This is a genomic window from Microcoleus sp. EPA2 (genome assembly GCA_020882975.1).
GTDB lineage: Bacteria > Cyanobacteriota > Cyanobacteriia > Cyanobacteriales > Microcoleaceae > Microcoleus.
On the sequence record JAHRFD010000057.1, the window covers coordinates 1 to 18,550 of the forward strand.

Genomic DNA, 18,550 nt, shown 5'->3' on the forward strand with positions numbered 1-18,550 from the left:
TGGTATCTTGCTTTCATTTTTACTGGCTGTTTACTTGCTCTATTATACCATGACTGACTGATAGAATAAGGACAATTAAAGCCGTCCTATAAGGACGGGGCTTTAGACCCATTTCTTTGGTAAAGCTGATAATATCCCCCGGCAACAATATCCCCTCAGCCGTTGGTTCTATCCAATCTGGAAACTGAGGATCGGGAGTCCGTTTCCAAGTTGTGCAACGACTGTCAGGACTGCGCCTCCGAGCCGCAATGCGTGAGTGTTTGTCCCATCGACCAACCGCCGATGCCCTTGCAGGCAAAGAAAGGTCGCTGTAAAACAACCGCCAGAACCCTTCCGAGCCCCAACCTGTTTGCCAATGGCAAAAGTAGCCCCTTTGCCTCCGCGATCGCCGTGTGGGAGGGGTGTAACCTGCTGGCACAGCGCCTGTCCCTGCCCTGGAAAATTGATGCCGATGGAAAACTTTATTACGAGCGGCAGGTGAATGGGGGACGGGGAACGATCGCGTTTCGCGTTACCAGCGCCCTCGACTCAGACCCCTCCGTTACCTTGGACAGCGCAGCCGCAAGGGCTGAAATTGCCAATTGGGATGTGCGAGCGGCCTGCGTACACCTGGTTTTTGCCGCTCACGCCTTTGCTTTAGAACAACCTTGGGAACAAGAATTTATCATCAGCGATCGTCAAATAGAAACTTATTTAGGACTGGAAAAACGCAAAGACCTCTAACTTAGAGGCGATCGCAACAACCATGAGTTATACCATTACCAGCTCTTGCAATAAGTGTAATGATTGCTTGCCCTTATGTCCTACAGGTGCAATCAAACAGGAAGGTGAGAAGCTGTAGGTTTCAAAGAGCAGCAACTGTTATTAAAAGTATTGGGTGTGATGCCAGTTTAAGGAGAAGATTATTGATTCTGATAGCAAGGGATTTGATATTAGGCATCGCCTGTTTGTGTAGCCACGATTTTTTTAGCTTGCTGCCAAATTGCCTCTAACTCTGCCACCGGATAATCAGATAAAGGTCGATCGCACTGTCCCTCAACTAAGGCAAACCGATCCACAAACCGCTGATTTGTTCCCTGCAAAGCTGCCGACGGGTCTAAACCATACCAGCGAGCCAATTGGATTAACACAAACATAATATCTCCCAATTCCGACTCCTGGGCTGCTTTATCCTCATGTTTGAGAGCGTGTTCAAATTCAGCCATTTCTTCGTGAAATTTATCCCAAACACCATCCACAGTGTCCCAATCAAAACTCGCTTCCGCAGCTTTTTGAGAGATTTTCATCCCGGCGGCGATCGGAGGCAAAGTGCTGGCATAACGGCTCATTTTCGATGCGAAAGTTGGCGGTTTTTCAGCAGTTTCCCCTTTTTCGGCGGCTTTGATTTTTTCCCAGTTTTCGTTGACTTCATCGACGCTGTTGAGTTCGACATCGCCGAAAACGTGGGGATGTCGCCGAATTAGTTTTTCTGTAATCCCATTGGCGATTTCTGCGAGGGTAAATTGATGGGAGTCGCTGGCAATTTGAGCTTGGAGGACTACTTGCAATAGTAAGTCCCCCAATTCTTCGGCGATCGCATCTTGGTCTTGGCGACGAATGGCATCAACAGTTTCGTAAGCTTCTTCAATAATATGGGGAATGAGAGTTTGGGGTGTTTGGGCTAAATCCCAGGGACATCCGCCCTTGGGGTCGCGCAATTTGGCTACAACTTCGATTAACTGTGCTAGTGCGATGAGCGATCGACTTTGAGAATCAGACATGATCGTAATTTACCTGTAAGAGCAACGTTGTTATTGACCCAAACCATTAATTTTATTGCTTCTTACTTTTTCCGGCTTGCTTCTTTTTGCTTCCTGGTACTACAGATTTACTAGATTTGCGGATGGGAGCTTTGCGTTTGCGCACCTTGATTGTCTCAGGAGGATGCAGGCGGCTCAATCCAGTTTTTTGGAATCTTTTGTAAGCAGAGCCTCCCCAATCGCTCAGATAGTGGCTCATAGCGCCAAATTCTAGACCGATGTAAACAGCTAATAATTCGATCGGGTATTTGGCGATCGAGTGCCAGTAACTTAAAAGCAGTTGCTGCCAGTTCCCGGTTTGGTTTCCGACTGTTTGAGTAATCGCCAACCCAAATATCCCGACAACTCCGATCCAGGTAGCGAGGTACAAGATACGTACAGCAGTGCCAATCAAAGGGCCGTGGGACAGCCAAGAGCGGTGGCGCAGCCTTTTTTGGTAGGGTAGCCAAATCAGCTTGAACCATCCCCAGCGCTGATACTGACAGGAGTAGATATCCAAGTCGGGGCCGAACATCAGCCCGCCGAATAAAAAGCTGCCGGAAACTAGCAAAGTTAGATGGCTGCTGCGAGTCTGGCCAAGGGTGAGGGCTGCGACAAAGGGCAAACTCCATAGTGTGATGCGATCGTGGGTACGGCCAGAGGGCATTTAAAAGTTTAGATTTTTTTACTTGATTTTTTGGGAATACTCTGATATCATAAGTTCTTGTGAGTGCAATTGGGTGATTAGCTCAGTGGTAGAGCGCCTGCTTTACACGCAGGATGCCGTAGGTTCAAATCCTACATTACCCATCAATATGATAGTGACATCAATTCCGGTTGTATCGGAATGATTTAACCACGAAGGCGCAAAGGACGCGAAGGAAGAGAAGAGAGAGATTAATAATTCCGATGTCAACGGATTTGATATGACATACTCCCACGTCAAGCCTCGTGTTTCTATGACGTGGGCATCTTTGCAGCCCTAGTATGGGTATACAAAATTTCCTTTTTCCCACCTTTACTATCGCCGATGATGAATCGCTCAAATGTTTTGTCTACTCGTTTGGAAACATCTTGCAAGACAGTAGAATCTACTTGCTTAAAATCCAACAATTCACCACTATGACAAACTTTTACCAAGTCTTTTTTGAGCGCTGGTAGTAAAGCTTTTTGGTTGTAGTAATTAGGCTTTTCCCTAGGATTAGAAATACTGCTGATTAGTGGACAAGCATCAATACCAGTCCGATTCATGTCCCACCAATCGAATCTGTCGCCTAACTGGCGATTATACCAATAACGGCAAATCCTCAGCCAGTGATTGAGCTTCTGTTTTTGATTAGTGTCTGGATAGAATTGATACTGATACGTTACTTTCATCGCGTTACGACCTTTACGCTTTACCTAAAGCTAGCCTATCAGGATGTACATTTAGTGTCAAGCAAATGAGCTCATAATATCAATTCCGGTTGTATCGGAATGATTTAACCGCGAAGGCGCTAAGGACGCGAAGGAAGAGAAGAGAGAGTTTAATACAGGACGATGAAGAGAGGATTTTATATGAGATATTGACGCAGAAACCGGGTTTTTGACCCCCCGTGGGTTCAGGAGTGTATCATATCAAATCCGTTGACATCGGAATTATTATTTCTCTTTTCTCTGTGTCCTCTGTGTTCTCTGTGGTTTAATGATTCCGATACAACCGGAATTGATATCATCTATAAGTCAACTCACCGCAGCCGCAGTTATAACAGACTATCGAAAAGCTGTTCTGGGAACTCTAGCTAGTTGGTAAGCACCACGAGTATCCAGCAGTTGATATTCATTTGGCTGCAATCCAAATTTCACAAATTTGTCTGGATATCCTAAAACCAAAATAGACGGAGAAGTTTGATTTTTAGATTCTTCAATGTAGTCGATCGCACCTTTGGGCAGTCGGTAGTAAGTCACCGGTAATTGGGAATAAAAAACTAGACTAGGTTTGGCAAAACCAATCATCATAAACTCTTCCCCAGGCAATTTTTGTTCCACCGCAACCCGTGCTAATTGTCGCAGAGGTAACTGACGGTTGAGATCGACTAAATTGTAGGCTGGAGTTAAACCAAAGATGATAAATGCTACCAATCCGATGAAGTTAGCCACCAAAATCCAGCGTTGCTGTCTCTGCCATAATAAAAGGGCGATCGCCACCGCCGTAACTATCCAAATCCCACCGCCGACAATCAACAAACCAGACTCTTGAAGTGCTTGGGGAAAATTTGGCATAGCTGGATCGTCTCCTAGCCAGTTGTAGGAGTATAAAGTTGCTCCAGCGATGATTAATAAAAATACGACATTGACAACGTAGGTAATTAATAGTCCTCTGGGTAAAGAATTCGGTGGTGTTTCTAACTTTCCCCGGCTGGTTTCTGCTGCTTTTTCTGCAATGATATCGCTCCACAACAGCGTTACCAAAATCGCCGATGCCGGCATTAAAGGCAATACATAACTGGGCAATTTGGTCACGGCGATCGTAAAAAAGCCAAAAATGCAGAGGAACCAAAATAGGGCAAATAAACTTAACTGTGCCGATCGAGGTTGACGCCGCCAGTAAGTACGCTGCCAAAAACGGGTGCGGGCGATCGCGACGGGCAAATAAATCGACCAAGGCGCAAAACCCACTAACACTACAAAAAAGTAAAAATACCAAGGTGCCGAGTGTCGATTCACAACTCCAGTAAAACGCTGGAAATTGTGATATCCAAAAAAGCTGTCAATATAAGTTTCACCGTTGGCTAAAATAACCAGAATGTACCAAGGTAGGGCGATCGCCAGAATAATCAAGATTCCCGACACCGGACGCATTTCTCGCCAAAGTTGTCGAAAATTGCCTAAATAAAGGCTGAAGCCACCAATAATCAGGGCTGGCAACACAATTCCCACAGGGCCCTTAGTCAAAATTGCTAAGGCAATTAGTACATAAAAAGAGAGATACCACGGATTGGGAAATCGGGAAGCAGAAACGGTGGAAAATCCTGCTGATTGCTTCTTTTCTTCTAGGGTATATCCCAGGAAAAAGGCCAGGAGTGCCGAACACATACAGCCGGTAAGGAGCATATCTGAAACCCCAGTCCTTCCCCAGGCAATAGTTTGGGGATTTAATGCTATGAGGGCAGAACCAATCCAAGGTGCAGAAAGAAACAGAGGAATACCGCCAGAGGAGGAGAATTTTTCTGCTGCCTCATTCTTGATGACTTCTGCCTCATTCCTGATGACTTGTGACCACGATTGGGATAGGGTATAGAATCCCAGACAAGTGATAGATATTCCCGCTAGGGCCGAGGGAATACGGACAGCCCATTCGTTAACGCCGATCGCCCGATAGGCCAGCGCCATCAGCCAGTAAACCAACGGTGGCTTGTCAAACCTGGTATCGCCGTTGAAATAGGGGGTGATGAAATCACCAGTGACGGTCATTTGGCGAGCGGCTTCAGCAAACAACGGTTCGGTTTCGTCAACTAAACCAATATTGCCCAGATTCCAGAGGAAAGCCACCCCAGCGATCGCGCACAGCCATAATAGGGATAACAGCAAAGGTGCGATCGAGTGCTTCCTTTGATATTCTGACGAACTTTTAATAACTTCCTTCACCCGAAACTTCCTGCGATTTGAGATTTTCAATTTTAGCCCGCTCTCAAGTTTATCGAAAGATTCGCCTTCTCAAGACTAGAAATTATATCAAATCAAGTTAAATAAACCCCTGATTTCTAGGGAAACGGAAGGGGCTGTTGCTATCAACCATCCCCCTAGGCCTAGAAAAATCTAGTTTAGAGCCCTTACTGCTCCTCCGTTCCCAGATTTTTTTGGTCAATTCATTTTTCGTGGCAATTCGATCCGAAATGTGGAACCTTTTCCTACTTGACTTTCTACTGTAAGTGTGCTGTTCATCATTTGTGCCAAAGACGCACTAATGGCTAGTCCTAAACCAATGCCGGGATATTGGCGACTGGTAGTTCGATCGGCTTGGTGGAACTTGTCAAAAATATGTGGTAAATCAGCTTCGCTGATGCCAATTCCTGTATCAGTGACGTTGATAATTAGTCGATCGAAGGTTAGTTCTCGCACAGAAATGCCAATGTTTCCCTGATGAGTAAATTTAATAGCATTGGAAATGAGATTCACCAAAAGTTGCCGCAAGCGCGACTGGTCATGAACTATCAACCGCTCCTGCAAACACACGCTGACAGACAGGGACAAATTTTTATCTGTAACCTGATTTCCAAATTCCAGGGCGGTAGCGATTACCAACTGGGCTAAATCAAATTCGGCTATTTCTAATTTAGTCCCACAAGTCTCCATTTTCGAGATATCGAGGATATCGTTAATCAGCACTAGCAGATTTTTACCATTATTAAAAATACGCCCCACAAAATCTCTTTGCTGAGGAGTCAGTAGTTGTTTGTCCTGGCGTAGTAGCAATTGTGAAAAACCGATAATTGCATTCATGGGAGTTCGCAATTCATGGGACATAGTTCTCAAAAATTGCGATTTTAACTTGGCTGCTTCTAGCAGTTGCAATTTTTGCTGTTGAATGAGGCAACTTTGCTTTTCTAATTCTGCTTGCTGGCGAAGTAAGAGCTGATTTTGTAAGTCTAAAAGTAGTTCCTGTTTTTGGTTAATTTCGATCGCCCGCGCGTTATGAATCGCCATCGCAGCTTGTCTTCCGATCGCCCCCAGCAGTTGCATAGTTGCATCGTCAATGGCTTGGCTATCTTGCCAATTACCGATCGCCAACACCCCCAAACGCCCTGTGGGCAAAGACTCGATCGCCACTGCACCAGCAGCAGGCACTTCTGCGCCGGACTCCTGGGATGACAATTGAGACTTTCCCGTAGCAAAGGCTTGGGATAGCAGGGCATCTTGCACGTACAGGGTTTTACCCCCAGCAAATTTTTCCGCCCCAGTGACTGCACTTAACAAGAGGCTGTGGTTATCGTCGCAGTCGGGAAGGGCCACCAAGCAAAATTGAGCCTCGGCGATCGTCTCAACTACGGCATCCGCTATGGCTTGGAAGAGTTCGCACACGCTTCGTGCCGGCTGATGCAACAGATTTGTAAACCGCTCCACAACTTCCAAATGCTGCTGCTGCGCCTTTTTAGCCACGCTGGTTGCATTCCAGTTTTCTGTCGTCTCCCTAGCTTTGGAGTCCCGCAAACTCTTGAGAGATGTTGGTTCTGCTTCCCGCCATTCTTGAATTTGCTTGATCTCATCTATATCTGTATAGGTTCCCACCCACTCTAAAACTCCGTCGCCGAGGGTGGGGACGCGGGAAAATTTGGCTAGGTTCCATCGGTAAATACCCGATCGCGTCCTGAGCCGCAATTCTATTTCATAACTGGAGTCTAGGCTCACAGTCTGCCCCGATCGCCAGGGGAAGCGAGCTCTGTCTTCTGGATGGACGGACTCCAGATAGCCGAAATCCAAGGCTGCTGTGGGGGCTACTCCTGTATACTCTTCCCAGGCACGGTTCAAATAAGTCACCGCCCCATCACCATTTGCTTGCCAAACTATGTGAGGAATGGTCTTTAACAGGCGATCGAGCTGATGCTCCCAAGAGTTAACAGGTGGTTGCCCTGGTGTTATTTCCGCTCCCCTATGGGAACTTTCCCGGTCGGAAAAATCCGAGGAAAAACAGTGATTTCCGTAATAGTGAGTCATAATTACATTTTATAAATAAGCGTCGAGCCTTAGCGCTAAAACCAAATTAATAGTCCGGCTGCTAGCTCCATCAATTTTGATTGCGTTACTGCATCAAAAGTTTTTATGTATTAAATTTATCGACTCATGGAACTGTTTACATCTATCAAGGGGCGGACAAAGGGATAATGTAATCAGACAGTGAAAACGAGGAGAGCCTACCTGTCCCCATAGGGTGAATCAGAGGGTGCAGCCAAATTACTTAACAATTAATTTGCAATTGTGCAATTCCATGAGTATGCTGGAACAAGATAGGCGATCGGGTTAACCCGATCGGCGATCGCATTCTCAAATCGAGTCTGTTTAGCTGAGTAATTTGGCTATATTTAAAAATTTCAGCAGGGCATTAGAAACAAAATGAGTAAAATTCGCGTTGCTTTGATCGAAGACCATGACCTGACAAGAGTGGGTATCCGTACAGCTTTACAACAGAGTGATACCATAGAAGTTGTGGGGGATGCCGCGAATGCGACAGAGGGATTGAAACTGCTTCAGTCTTTCAAACCTGACGTGGCAATTGTAGATATTGGGTTGCCAGATTTTGACGGAATTGAACTGACCCAAAAGTTCAAAAAAGCGATCGTTCCAGACTCCGATCCAGACACCAAGGTTTTGATTCTGACTTTTCAGGACAATGAACAAGAAGTCCTGGCAGCGTTTGCCGCGGGAGCTGACTCTTACTGCATGAAAGATATCAGTTTTGACCAGTTATTAGATGTAGTCAAAGTAACTCACGAAGGTCAGTCTTGGATTGACCCAGCGATCGCTCGTATAGTCCTGAAACAAGCTCGTACTAAGGAGTCTGCCCCGGAAGAACAAAAATCTGAGGGTAAAAAAGTTACAATTAAAGCTGCGGAACCAGAGTTTACTCACATTATTGAAACTTACCCTTTGACGGGACGGGAATTAGAAGTTTTGGAGCTAATTGTGCAGGGCTATAGCAATGCTGCTATTGCGGAAAAACTTTACATTACTGTGGGGACTGTCAAAACTCATGTCCGCAATATTTTGAACAAATTGTGCGCTGATGACCGCACTCAAGCTGCTGTTCTCGCCCTTCGTTCTGGCTTGGTTGGATGAAGAGTAATTTGTCTGAAGTAGGTAGTTTTAATTAAACGTAAAAGACATCTATTTGAACACCCCGACTTGTTTAATCAGTCGGGGTTCTGTGTATTATTTTTTTTGCCCTGCGGTTCTATAAAGAAAATGAATTAGGGTCAAAAATCAAGTCCCTCGAAAAAATAGAAGATTCTCCAACAGAAATTTACGCATCAAAGCAGTTTCCGGTCAGGACGAGCCTAAATCATGAACAATTGTTAGGCATCTATCCTTGTGGATAACTTTAAATTCCTAATTTTTTGAGTAAATACACCTTAAGATAGATGCGGAATAATTACTCATACCAAAAACCAAGAGGGAACAGGGTGCTCCGACGCTTCTACTTCGCTCAGGAACCGAATCACATAGTCAACTGTCAACTGTCAACACTTATTGCTAATTGCATTGGGGATTACAAGTCAATTTCCATTCTTTATTTTCCCTGCACAATTGGGTTGTCGCTATCACAGATAGTGGCTTGCTAAAGAAGTAACCTTGAGCCATATCGCACTTAAGGGAATGCAAAAATTCCAACTGTTCTGGAGTTTCCACTCCCTCAGCAATTACCTCTAAATTCAATCCCTGTCCCAAGGCGATCGCCACTTTCACAATCGCAGCACCACTGGTACCATTCCTCAAATCTGCCACGAAGGAGCGATCGATTTTCAAATTGTTGAGTGGTAGGTGTTTGAGAGACCACAAAGAAGAATAACCAGTGCCAAAATCGTCTAGAGAAATCCGAATTCCCATTTGCTGTAACTGCTGCAATACAGACACCGTAAATTTCACGTCTGTCATGGCAATGCTTTCGGTAATTTCTATTTCTAAATACTCTGGATCTAGGCCAGTTTCCGACAAGATTTTAGCGATTGTTTGTACTGTGTTATGTTGCTGAAACTGACGGGCAGATAAATTGACCGCTACCCGCATCAGTGGCAGCCCCATTAACTGCCATTCTCGATTTTGAAGGCAAGCAGTTCGCAGCACCCATTCGTCAATCTGGCAGATTAATCCTGTTTCCTCAGCTAAGGGAATAAATCGATCTGGACCCATCAACCCGCGATCGGGATGCTCCCAGCGCACCAAAGCTTCTAGACAGACTATTTTGCCAGTATTTATGTCTATTTGTGGCTGGTAGTAGAGCAAAAATTCCGAATTTTCTAGAGCTCGGTAAAGATTGTTTTCTAATACCAGACGCTCCGATGCTTTGTTGCCGATCGCTCTGGTATAAAACTGATAATTATTCCGACCTTTCTGTTTCGCTTTGTACATAGCAGCATCGGCGTTTTTCAGCAAAGTTTCGGCATCTTCTCCGTCGTAGGGAGCCAAAGCAATTCCCAAGCTGGCTTTGATATAAAGTTCCTGCTTCTCAAAGTAAAAAGGAGTACATAAACTGTGGAGAATCTGCTGGCAAGTATCAATGACATCCTGGGCGCTGCTAATATTGTACAGCAGTAAAGTAAATTCATCTCCGCCCCAACGGGCAATGGAATCGCCCACGCGCAAACAGTTGGTTAAACGCCAAGATACTGCTTGGAGTAACTGGTCGCCTACAGCATGACCGAGGGTATCGTTAACATTTTTAAAACCATCCAAATCAAGAAATATCACCGCCAACATTTCGGCGTTTTGGTGAGCGTTAACTACAGCTAGGGAAAGTTGTTCGTTAAACAGCAATTTGTTAGCTAAACCTGTTAGTTGGTCGTGGGAAGCTTGATGTCGAATCATTGCTTCTACGCGCCTTTGCATGGCCGCCATATAAAGATGAGTTGCTAAGGATTTTGCTAGCTTCAGTTCATCAGCTTTCCAGTGTCTACCTTGTTGTTTTTTTATTTCTTTCCACGCTGAAAATGACTTTCTGGGACGGTCGTTTCTGGCTTCGGAGTCACACTGGCCAGCCCATAAAGTTTCTGTTTCTATTTCACTGCGAAAGATGGTAAGACACCCGATGCACTGATCTCGATATTGCAGTGGCACTGCCAGCATTGACCGGATAGAAACTTCCAGAAAATATGAAGATAAAGATTTTAGTTGAGGTGCTTTAGAAATATCGCAAAAAGCATATATATTGGGAATTATATAATTAGTAATTGTTAAACCGCTTTCCTGGTATTTATCTCTTTCAATATCGGGAAATATTCCTGATATTTCTGGATTAATGTCTTCATTTGTTTCTCCTATTAATGTTTTTTTTACCCCCATAATTTCTTGCCAAAACGGGCTTTTTTCTATTTCTAAATTCTGTGGCTGTTGACCGCAGGTATAAAGTTCCGCTGGCCAATTCACTCCTTCGGGGGCAATGTACAATCTACCGCCACAACCTGCTAAATATTTGACGGTTTGTTCTAGGACTGTGTGTCTAATTTCTGTTAATTCTAGGGGGGAGTGGAGCAAACTGCTAATTTGGTTGACAATGGCTTCATCGCTCGCTTGCTGTCGAGCTTGACTGAGCAGAAAAGATTGGGCGATCGCAATTGACAGTTGATCCACAAGCAATTGCACAATTTTTAATTCTCGATCGCTAAACCGTTTCGGTTGCGTGTGATGACAGGCCAAGATCCCCCAAAGCTGATTTTGATGCAAAATCGGCACGGTGAGGGAAGAATGGACACCCATCGTCCTCAGATATTCTATGTGACAGGGGTCTACCTTAGCATAGCGAATATCTTCAGCCGCTAAAGTTTTGCCTGTTTCGGGACAATCTAATCGATTAATTGTTTGATGATTCAATCCGACATCTATAATTACTCGCTGCCTAGCTTTGACAAACATTTCGCGAGCGGTTTTGGGAATGTCGGTTGCTGGAAAATGTAAGCCCAACAGTGACGGCAAATTATTATCCTTAATCGACTCAGCAATTACCTCACCACTGCCATCAGGTTCAAACCGATAAATTTTTACCCGATCGCTCTCTAACAAGTTACCTAGTTCTTTTACCGTTGTCATCAAAATCTCTTGCAGTTCTAAAGAGTGTCGGATGCGAGTAGTAATTCGGTTGAGTAAACTCTCCTGTTCCACAGCCGGTCTGGACATTTTTATAATTCTTTTACGAGCCATCTTTTTTGATCCCCAAGGCTGATAATAGCATTTTGCGAGCTCTTATCGTGACATACTCCCACATCAAATCTGAGTACAGATTATGATGTGGGCTTCTTAACAGCCCGATGAAGGGTATGTAAGATTTCCTTGATGGTACTGTTATCCATAGAACCAACTATGGAAAGATTCCCACTACGGCGTTTTATACTGGGGAAACTGTCCAACCCCAGTCTTTTTAGGTTAATCGCAGCATTAAGATCGCGATCTACCATCAAAGAATTTTGCTCGTCCCAATACTCTCGAATATTGCAGTCGGTGAAAACCATTTCATTCCGATAACACAGAAGCATTGAGGTGTAAGCAGGTTTTTGTGAAACGACGACTGCCCCAGTTTTTTCTCCTATGTAGCTCAGCGTCGTAAAAAATTGCCCAAAAGCTGCATCCAGCCAGGATTTATTCAATCCAGATTTAGCGGATTGCCCATTGGGTAAATATTTCCCATCCTCATCTTGTTTAACCTTGTTTCTTTTAGTTAAACCTTTGAGGTTTAAGTCTTCATGGAAGAAGAACTTAGCTCCCGTCCTGACTAATTTGTGAGCTGTTTTATAATGAAAGTCTTGGCGACAACGCGCAATCTTTTGATGCTGTCTCGCCTCTTTTTTTGCCAACTTTCGTCGGGCTTTAGACCTTCTTTTTCGTTGATTCCGCTTCCGGGAAATGCGGTCTAATTTAGCTTGATTCTTTCGGAGTGGCTTGAGGGAAAGTAATTTCTCACCCTCAGATGTCGCTAGATAAACATCTTCGTGTAACACTGCATCTAAACCGATTGAATTCTCCCAAGTGGGAGCAATTTTATCCGGTGTCAATTCAGGCACAGAAGTGTCTTCAAGTATTAATTGGAGGAACCAACCGTCGGCTTTCCTAGTGACACTCACTTGTTTAATGGTTAAACCATCGGGGATGGCACGGTGCATCCGCACCTTTATTACCCCTAGTTTTGGCAATCGAATGTAAATCCAATTCTTGCGAATTAATTTAATCCAATCGTCCCTAGCCGTTGCCAAAGTCATTGTTCGGTAGTCGGCTTCAGTTTTGAATCTGGGTCTACCCGATCGCGCACCTTTGCTGTCACCGACAATAAACCTCTCAAAAGCTCGTTCGACTCGTTGGGAAACGTTTTGCAGAATCGTTGAATCGACTTGCTTAAAGTCTAATAACTCACCACTATGAAAGACGTTAACCAAATCTTTTTTGAGAATGGGTAACTGTTGTTTTTGGCAGTAGTAGTTAGGCTTTTCTCTGGGAGCGGCAATACTGGTTTTTAAGGGACAAGCATTGATAGCAGTACGGTTCATTTCCCACCAATCAAAACGATCTCCCAATTGGCGATTGTACCAATAACGGCAAATTCTGAGCCATTGGTTGAGAGCTAGCTTTTGATTAGTGTCGGGATAGAACTGGTACTGATATGTCGCCTTCATTGAATTGCCGTTTTTTGTGAGTATTATTTTACCAGGATTTGTTGGTCTCGTCATCCATCCGCCCACTCCTCAAAGCTATGCTTTGAGATTGTGAACAGATGGAATCCTCACCTCACACGCCTTTCATCCCACACTAACCGAGGCGGTATAGTGTGGGGATTCCCGTCTGTCTAGCTAACTCGCATTCTATTACAGAATATAACAATCTAAGCAATATAAGCAATACTGACTACATCATAGTATTATGTTGTATCAATATCCATAATTTTTTTAGCGATCTTACGTAGGTAAAGTTTTGTAAAGGGAAGGGAGCTAAAGTACAGGCTCATCCTTGAAAAGAGATGAAAATATAGCCTTTCTCACTTAGGTGAGATATATCAAGTCCAGGGTAAGAGCTAATGGTGACGTGCGTACTTTACTTTGTTGAGAAAGACTATAGTCTGGTTTAAACCTCAGAATTTAGGGAAGTGGAAAACTTGGGATTCTAGATAAGGCTTTTGGACTTTGGCTGGCCTACTTTACAAGGCAATGGCATCGATGTTGAGTTAAATTTATGTTATAGGATAAGTAAAATTACAGAGAAACTGCCTGAGTCGGCATTTATGAATTACCCCAACAGGAACCAGAATTTAGAATATTCGTTTGGTAAGAGCGATCGACTGCTGGTTGATAAACGTCCCTTAGTCTTAGCTATAGACGACAATCACGACAACTTAGAGCTGCTAGCACAAATACTCGATTTATTTGGTTACGAGTGCGTCAAAGCCCTAGACGGTCGCACAGCTCTTTCAGTAGCAGTTTCCCGACCTCCCGACCTAATTTTGCTAGACATTTGTTTACCGGATATCGACGGTATAGAACTGATGAGCCGTCTCAAACAAAATCCCCAACTGATAAATATTCCGATTATTGCTGTCACAGCACTAGCAAAAGCGGAAGACCGCGATCGGATTTTGCAAGCCGGCTGCGTTGCATATATTTCCAAACCTTTTGATATCGATCGATTAGAAATAACTATCCAGCGCTATCTCAATTAGAACCAGAACCTGATTGGAAAGGCTGTTTTAGGATAAAAAATGTAGTCAAACGCACCAAGAACTATTGAACCACTGATTTATGAAAATATATTTAACTTTTGATAAGGTAATAAATCGTGGAGAAATTTTAATAAATGTAACTTGAGGAACATTTTTCAAATCATAAAAGCAATACGGTAGAAAGATGTTATTCGATCCAGAAAGAGGGAGAATCAGCGTGTATTTATAAAGCAAAGGGAAAACCGCCAAATTAATGCTTGATTAAACGGTAATTCCCTGCATAAAATCGACTTCGCACGAGACCATACTATGGAGTGTTAGATATGCTGAAACAAATGTGCTGGTTGCCCAGATTGGGAAGCAATGGAGAAAAAATATTGCACCTACGCACTGAACCCCGCCAACCGTGGCGACCTTATACAGCTTTTCCACAGTACGCTGCATCGGACTACCTAGAACCGGATGGTTCTAAAGGGTGGGCAACATTTCAAAAACTGAGAACTCAAGGGTGGAATTTACTAGCGAGCGAGGGGCAGCAGTCAGATTTCGGCGAACAAAAAAGTGCTTGAAAAGTAGAAGTTATGAGTTATGAATTTAACTCATAACATTCTAATGATTAGCTAGAGCGGTTTCTCAGAAGAGACTGGTTTTTGTAACATTTGATGCCGAAAAATGTTATTGCTCCAGCCCGCACTAGAGTGTGGCGCGGACTGGCTTGCCCATTAGTTGTAAACTAAGCTGTTACCTTCTCTTTCTCAACGCCGACGGTTTCGGTATCCAACACGGGCTGACGAGTTTTCAAGTTAAACCGATATTTGTGAGGGAGAATGTGCAACTTGACCCCACAAACGGCCAAAGCCTCATCCTTCAACAGACCCTCTAAATTGTCATGGTTTTTTTCTGACTCGTCGATGACTGTGACAGCACCTTCGCCAATGACTTCGATTTCGTCACCTGTCACCACAATAGCTGTATTTTCATCAATCCCAAATCCCAAGACGGCAGGCTGCTGTAGAAGCGCGGAAATTAACCGTCCCAGACGACCTCGCTGGGCGAAATGCTGATCGATTACGACCCCAGGCAGGAACCCCATCCCCGGTCCCATGGCTACTACATCTACGCGCGGATTTGTCTCGGAGTCTCCTTCAATAATCATCATGTCTGGCATCATGGCTGCTCCGGCACTTGTACCGCCAATGACAATACCTTCAGAGAAGCGTTTGTGAAGAGCTGCATCGAGTTTGGTGTCTTTCAAGCTGCTAATAATGCGTGCTTGCTCTCCGCCGGTAAAAAATACGCCCGTTGCTTGTTCGATCGCTTCTAAATAATCTGAATTGTTGCTATCTTCCCGACCCTGGGTGTCAACAACTCGCACGTCTTCAGCGCCAAGTCGCTCAAATACTCTGATGTAATTATCTCCTACTTCTCCCGGCAGAGTTGTAGCAGCCGTCATCACCACAATTCTGGCTTTAATCCCTCCGGCGCGCCGCAAGAATTCTCGCAGAATTTTACAGTCTCCGTCTTTGTCTTCTGCACCGCCAATTATTACTAACTGCCCCCGATTTTCGCTGCTAGCCATATAGTCTCTCATCTTGGTGGATCTATTTTTTAATAAAACATAGAGTTTCTAGACCGCACTACGACCAAAAGGTAGATTTTGATACAAAATTTCTGGAGTTAGTCACCAGAGGGGGTGATGGCAGGAAGCAGGAAGTAATCAGACTATGGCTTTGAGCGATCGAGGGTGAAGCATGACCGACCATGGGGAGCTATCTCAAAACTCAAACGCCACTGTTTTAGCCCCGATTTCTTGAAGAAGTCGAGGCTGTGGGTGTTCTATTGGGGGATGTTTGTCTGCTTAGTGCGATCGCTCAATCAAATTTCTTAATACCGAGCGTGCCCGTTCTAAAGGTAAGTGTCTGGGTTTGCCATTCCAGACAATCTGGTACTCATTGCTGTTTTGACTGTCGCCATGACCAGAAATCAGCTTCCGATTAAATGCTTCTTCAGCCAGTTGGTGAACCTCATCTCTGAGAGCAGTCTTTGTGTGATTCATAATTCTGCTTCCTTCCATGCGCTTTCACAACGATAAATTATTTATTGCGGTCATACACCTCTCAAAAGTTAGAGCTTTTGAAGCCAGAAGCTGCTGCTTTAGGCAGAAGATGTTGAGGAAGAATTGCTGTTAACTGCTAGGATATCTAGGGACGCAGATAGTTTACCCTGCTATCTCTGTAGAATTATCATAAAATGTGAGCGAAAAGGAGGTTAGAAAATGCTGCAACACACAAGTACCGATACACCACGGATCAACGCTAGAAAAACTGATGTATTTGATATTTTTAATTTCAAACACTACATCGGGCCAAACCCTTTTTTAGACACGGCCGCTTTAGTATTTGATTTTGCTATAACAGATTCCAGTCAAGCTTTGCCCATTGCCTCTTACCATTCAATTATTGGCGATCGCTACCCGCAATTGCTCCAGGAAAACCATGATTCCCACGCGCAACTGTTTGCCCGTACCTGTTCAGAAGTAGGAAAACTAGACATGGGTTTACACTTCCACCACTGGAATGTCAAGCCCTATGGCGAATTTAACAGAATCAGCATAGAAGCTGTGCACGCCCGTAGCAGCAGAGCGGTAGTTTACGCTGTTTGGGACTGGTTTGAAGCCATCAATCAAAATCAAGATTTTCCCTTAGAAGCACAAATAGCCGCGCTGCAAAAAGTGTTCCGACAGTCTGTTTATGGAGGTCCGACTGTCTATTCGTTAATGCGATCGGCATCCCAAAAAGGCATTCCCGCATTTTATTTATGGGATGAAGGATTGATGCAATACGGTTACGGCAAAAAACTAATTCGCGGCTCAGCAACTACTTTTGATTCCGACAGCCATTTAGACTCAGATTTTACCACTCGCAAAGACGACTGTAAAGCATTTTTAGCGACATTAGGATTTCCTGTTCCCAAAGGCGATATCGTCTCGACTGAAAATGGAGCTGTGACAGTTGCCAAAGAAATTGGCTACCCGGTTGCTGTCAAACCAGTAGTCGGTCATAAAGGAATTGGGGTGACAGCAGATATCCGAGATGCTGAGGAATTGCAAGCTGCTTTTAAAAGAGCAGTTAAAGCAATTCCCGAAACAGAATCGGTGCGAGTAATTGTGGAAAATAGCATCAAAGGAGCGGATTTTCGCCTACTGTGTGTTAACGGCAAATTTGTGGCGGCCACGGAACGCCGACCAGCATGGGTGACAGGGGATGGGAAATTAACAATTAGGGAGTTAATTCGGAGAGAAAACCGCAAACCAGAACGTTTGGATACTCCTACTTCGCCACTGAGTAAAATTCAGTCGGATGAAGCTATGGAAATGTATTTAACAGAACAGCAGTTGTCATTAGATAGCGTCCTAGAGGGCGATCGCACTATTTTTCTGCGGAAAGTGGCTAATCTTTCTGCTGGCGGTGTCAGCATCGATGCTACCCGCACCCTGCACCCAGACAATATTATTTTGGCTCAAGATATCGCCCAGCATTTTCGGTTAACTTGTTTGGGAATTGATGTGGTGACAGAATCTTTAGCTCAATCTTGGAAAGCAGGCAATTTTGGGATTCTGGAAATTAACGCTGCACCGGGAATTTTTATGCACTTGAACCCGGCTGTAGGGGAAAGTGTTGATGTACCCTCTCACATTCTGGAGACTTTTTTTGAGTCGGGAAATGATGCCAGAATTCCGATTATTACTTTCAACAAGATTGCGGTACCGCAACTTCAAGAAATAATCGATCGCATTCTGTTGGAACATCCTGACTGGACGATTGGTGCTGTTTGTCGCGAGGCCGTGTTTGTCAACCGTTCTGAAAAAGTTTTTAACCATAACTATAACGTTAACGTGCAAAATTTGCTGCGGAATCCTCAACTGGATTTGTTAATTGCTGAGTATCCAGAGACTATTTTGGCAGAGCGGGGAATGTTTTATCGGGGCAGTAATCTGGTAGTGCTGGACAATCCAGGAGAAACTGAGATGATGTTGGCGAGAGCAAGCACTGATGACGATACGGTGGTGGTGCGGGAAGGAGCTAATATTTCAATTCGTCGCAAAGGGTTGATAGAGCAGTATACTCTGGGTGATGGGGAACCGTTTACGCGGGTTTATTTGAAGGAAATAGGGACTGTTTTGTAGTTGTTTGCGGGATGTTTTTGGTGATGACTAGGTTGGGATCTAGCTCGTGGACTCATGGGCTGGGTTTTCTGGAGGTTAACGCACAGTACCAATTTTTCTAACAATTATTGACATACGCTAACAAATAGTGTGATCTTTAGCGGATGGCATACATACCACTCAGAAAAGCAGTCGAATTCCTGGGCTTGCACCCAAATA

Annotated in this window: 15 protein-coding genes and 1 tRNA gene; 7 read left to right on the forward strand and 9 right to left on the reverse strand. The window is 44.4% G+C overall.

Going from position 1 to position 18,550, the window contains the following annotated elements:
• The first annotated feature begins 252 nt into the window (after positions 1 to 252).
• Positions 253 to 723 carry a hypothetical protein gene (locus AAFP14_RS25930; RefSeq protein ID WP_341735052.1) on the forward strand — a complete coding sequence of 157 codons (471 nt, stop codon included), beginning with the start codon at positions 253 to 255 and terminating at the stop codon, positions 721 to 723.
• Between the two features lie 22 nt (positions 724 to 745).
• Positions 746 to 841 carry a 4Fe-4S binding protein gene (locus AAFP14_RS26755; RefSeq protein ID WP_472851092.1) on the forward strand — a complete coding sequence of 32 codons (96 nt, stop codon included), beginning with the start codon at positions 746 to 748 and terminating at the stop codon, positions 839 to 841.
• 91 nt (positions 842 to 932) lie between these two features.
• On the opposite strand, the gene mazG is transcribed toward AAFP14_RS26755, so the two are convergent.
• Complete coding sequence (gene mazG / locus AAFP14_RS25935; protein WP_341735053.1) at positions 933 to 1,760, reverse strand: nucleoside triphosphate pyrophosphohydrolase; 828 nt, start codon at positions 1,758 to 1,760, stop codon at positions 933 to 935.
• 52 nt (positions 1,761 to 1,812) lie between these two features.
• Complete coding sequence (locus AAFP14_RS25940; RefSeq protein WP_341735054.1) at positions 1,813 to 2,445, reverse strand: metal-binding protein; 633 nt, start codon at positions 2,443 to 2,445, stop codon at positions 1,813 to 1,815.
• A gap of 71 nt (positions 2,446 to 2,516) precedes the next feature.
• On the opposite strand from AAFP14_RS25940, the gene AAFP14_RS25945 reads away from it, so the two are divergent.
• Positions 2,517 to 2,588 (forward strand) — tRNA-Val (locus AAFP14_RS25945).
• A 147-nt stretch (positions 2,589 to 2,735) separates the two neighbouring features.
• Here the strand turns inward: AAFP14_RS25945 and AAFP14_RS25950 are convergent.
• From AAFP14_RS25950 to AAFP14_RS25960, 3 genes are all read right to left on the reverse strand, one after another.
• A complete protein-coding gene (locus tag AAFP14_RS25950) occupies positions 2,736 to 3,155 on the reverse strand; it encodes a helix-turn-helix domain-containing protein (RefSeq protein ID WP_341735055.1) in 420 nt (139 codons plus the stop codon).
• A gap of 375 nt (positions 3,156 to 3,530) precedes the next feature.
• On the reverse strand, positions 3,531 to 5,405 hold the full coding sequence (locus AAFP14_RS25955) for an ArnT family glycosyltransferase (protein ID WP_341735056.1): 1,875 nt from the start codon (positions 5,403 to 5,405) through the stop codon (positions 3,531 to 3,533).
• 216 nt (positions 5,406 to 5,621) lie between these two features.
• Complete coding sequence (locus AAFP14_RS25960; protein ID WP_341735057.1) at positions 5,622 to 7,472, reverse strand: PAS domain-containing sensor histidine kinase; 1,851 nt, start codon at positions 7,470 to 7,472, stop codon at positions 5,622 to 5,624.
• A gap of 396 nt (positions 7,473 to 7,868) precedes the next feature.
• Here AAFP14_RS25960 and AAFP14_RS25965 point away from each other — a divergent pair, with 396 nt between their 5' ends.
• Positions 7,869 to 8,591 carry a response regulator transcription factor gene (locus AAFP14_RS25965; RefSeq protein ID WP_341735058.1) on the forward strand — a complete coding sequence of 241 codons (723 nt, stop codon included), beginning with the start codon at positions 7,869 to 7,871 and terminating at the stop codon, positions 8,589 to 8,591.
• A gap of 414 nt (positions 8,592 to 9,005) precedes the next feature.
• Here AAFP14_RS25965 and AAFP14_RS25970 read toward each other — a convergent pair whose 3' ends face one another.
• Together AAFP14_RS25970 and AAFP14_RS25975 are read right to left on the reverse strand one after the other, a co-directional pair.
• Positions 9,006 to 11,666, reverse strand: coding sequence for an EAL domain-containing protein (locus AAFP14_RS25970; protein ID WP_341735059.1), 2,661 nt, complete (start codon positions 11,664 to 11,666; stop codon positions 9,006 to 9,008).
• Positions 11,667 to 11,746: 80 nt separating this feature from the next.
• Positions 11,747 to 13,183 carry an RNA-guided endonuclease InsQ/TnpB family protein gene (locus AAFP14_RS25975; protein ID WP_341735060.1) on the reverse strand — a complete coding sequence of 479 codons (1,437 nt, stop codon included), beginning with the start codon at positions 13,181 to 13,183 and terminating at the stop codon, positions 11,747 to 11,749.
• 548 nt (positions 13,184 to 13,731) lie between these two features.
• On the opposite strand from AAFP14_RS25975, the gene AAFP14_RS25980 reads away from it, so the two are divergent.
• Both AAFP14_RS25980 and AAFP14_RS25985 read left to right on the forward strand, forming a co-directional pair.
• Positions 13,732 to 14,166, forward strand: coding sequence for a response regulator (locus AAFP14_RS25980; protein ID WP_341735061.1), 435 nt, complete (start codon positions 13,732 to 13,734; stop codon positions 14,164 to 14,166).
• 323 nt (positions 14,167 to 14,489) lie between these two features.
• Positions 14,490 to 14,735: a hypothetical protein gene (locus AAFP14_RS25985; RefSeq protein ID WP_341735062.1), complete on the forward strand. Its 246-nt coding sequence runs from the start codon at positions 14,490 to 14,492 to the stop codon at positions 14,733 to 14,735.
• A 164-nt stretch (positions 14,736 to 14,899) separates the two neighbouring features.
• Here the strand turns inward: AAFP14_RS25985 and AAFP14_RS25990 are convergent, their stop codons facing one another.
• The gene (locus AAFP14_RS25990) at positions 14,900 to 15,745 is read right to left on the reverse strand and encodes a cyanophycinase (RefSeq protein ID WP_341735063.1); all 846 of its coding nucleotides are present in this window, start codon (positions 15,743 to 15,745) and stop codon (positions 14,900 to 14,902) included.
• A 279-nt stretch (positions 15,746 to 16,024) separates the two neighbouring features.
• The gene (locus tag AAFP14_RS25995; RefSeq protein ID WP_341735064.1) at positions 16,025 to 16,222 is read right to left on the reverse strand and encodes a hypothetical protein; all 198 of its coding nucleotides are present in this window, start codon (positions 16,220 to 16,222) and stop codon (positions 16,025 to 16,027) included.
• 219 nt (positions 16,223 to 16,441) lie between these two features.
• Between AAFP14_RS25995 and AAFP14_RS26000 the strand changes: the two genes are divergently transcribed.
• Complete coding sequence (locus AAFP14_RS26000) at positions 16,442 to 18,352, forward strand: acetate--CoA ligase family protein (protein ID WP_341735065.1); 1,911 nt, start codon at positions 16,442 to 16,444, stop codon at positions 18,350 to 18,352.
• The last annotated feature ends 198 nt before the right edge of the window (positions 18,353 to 18,550 follow it).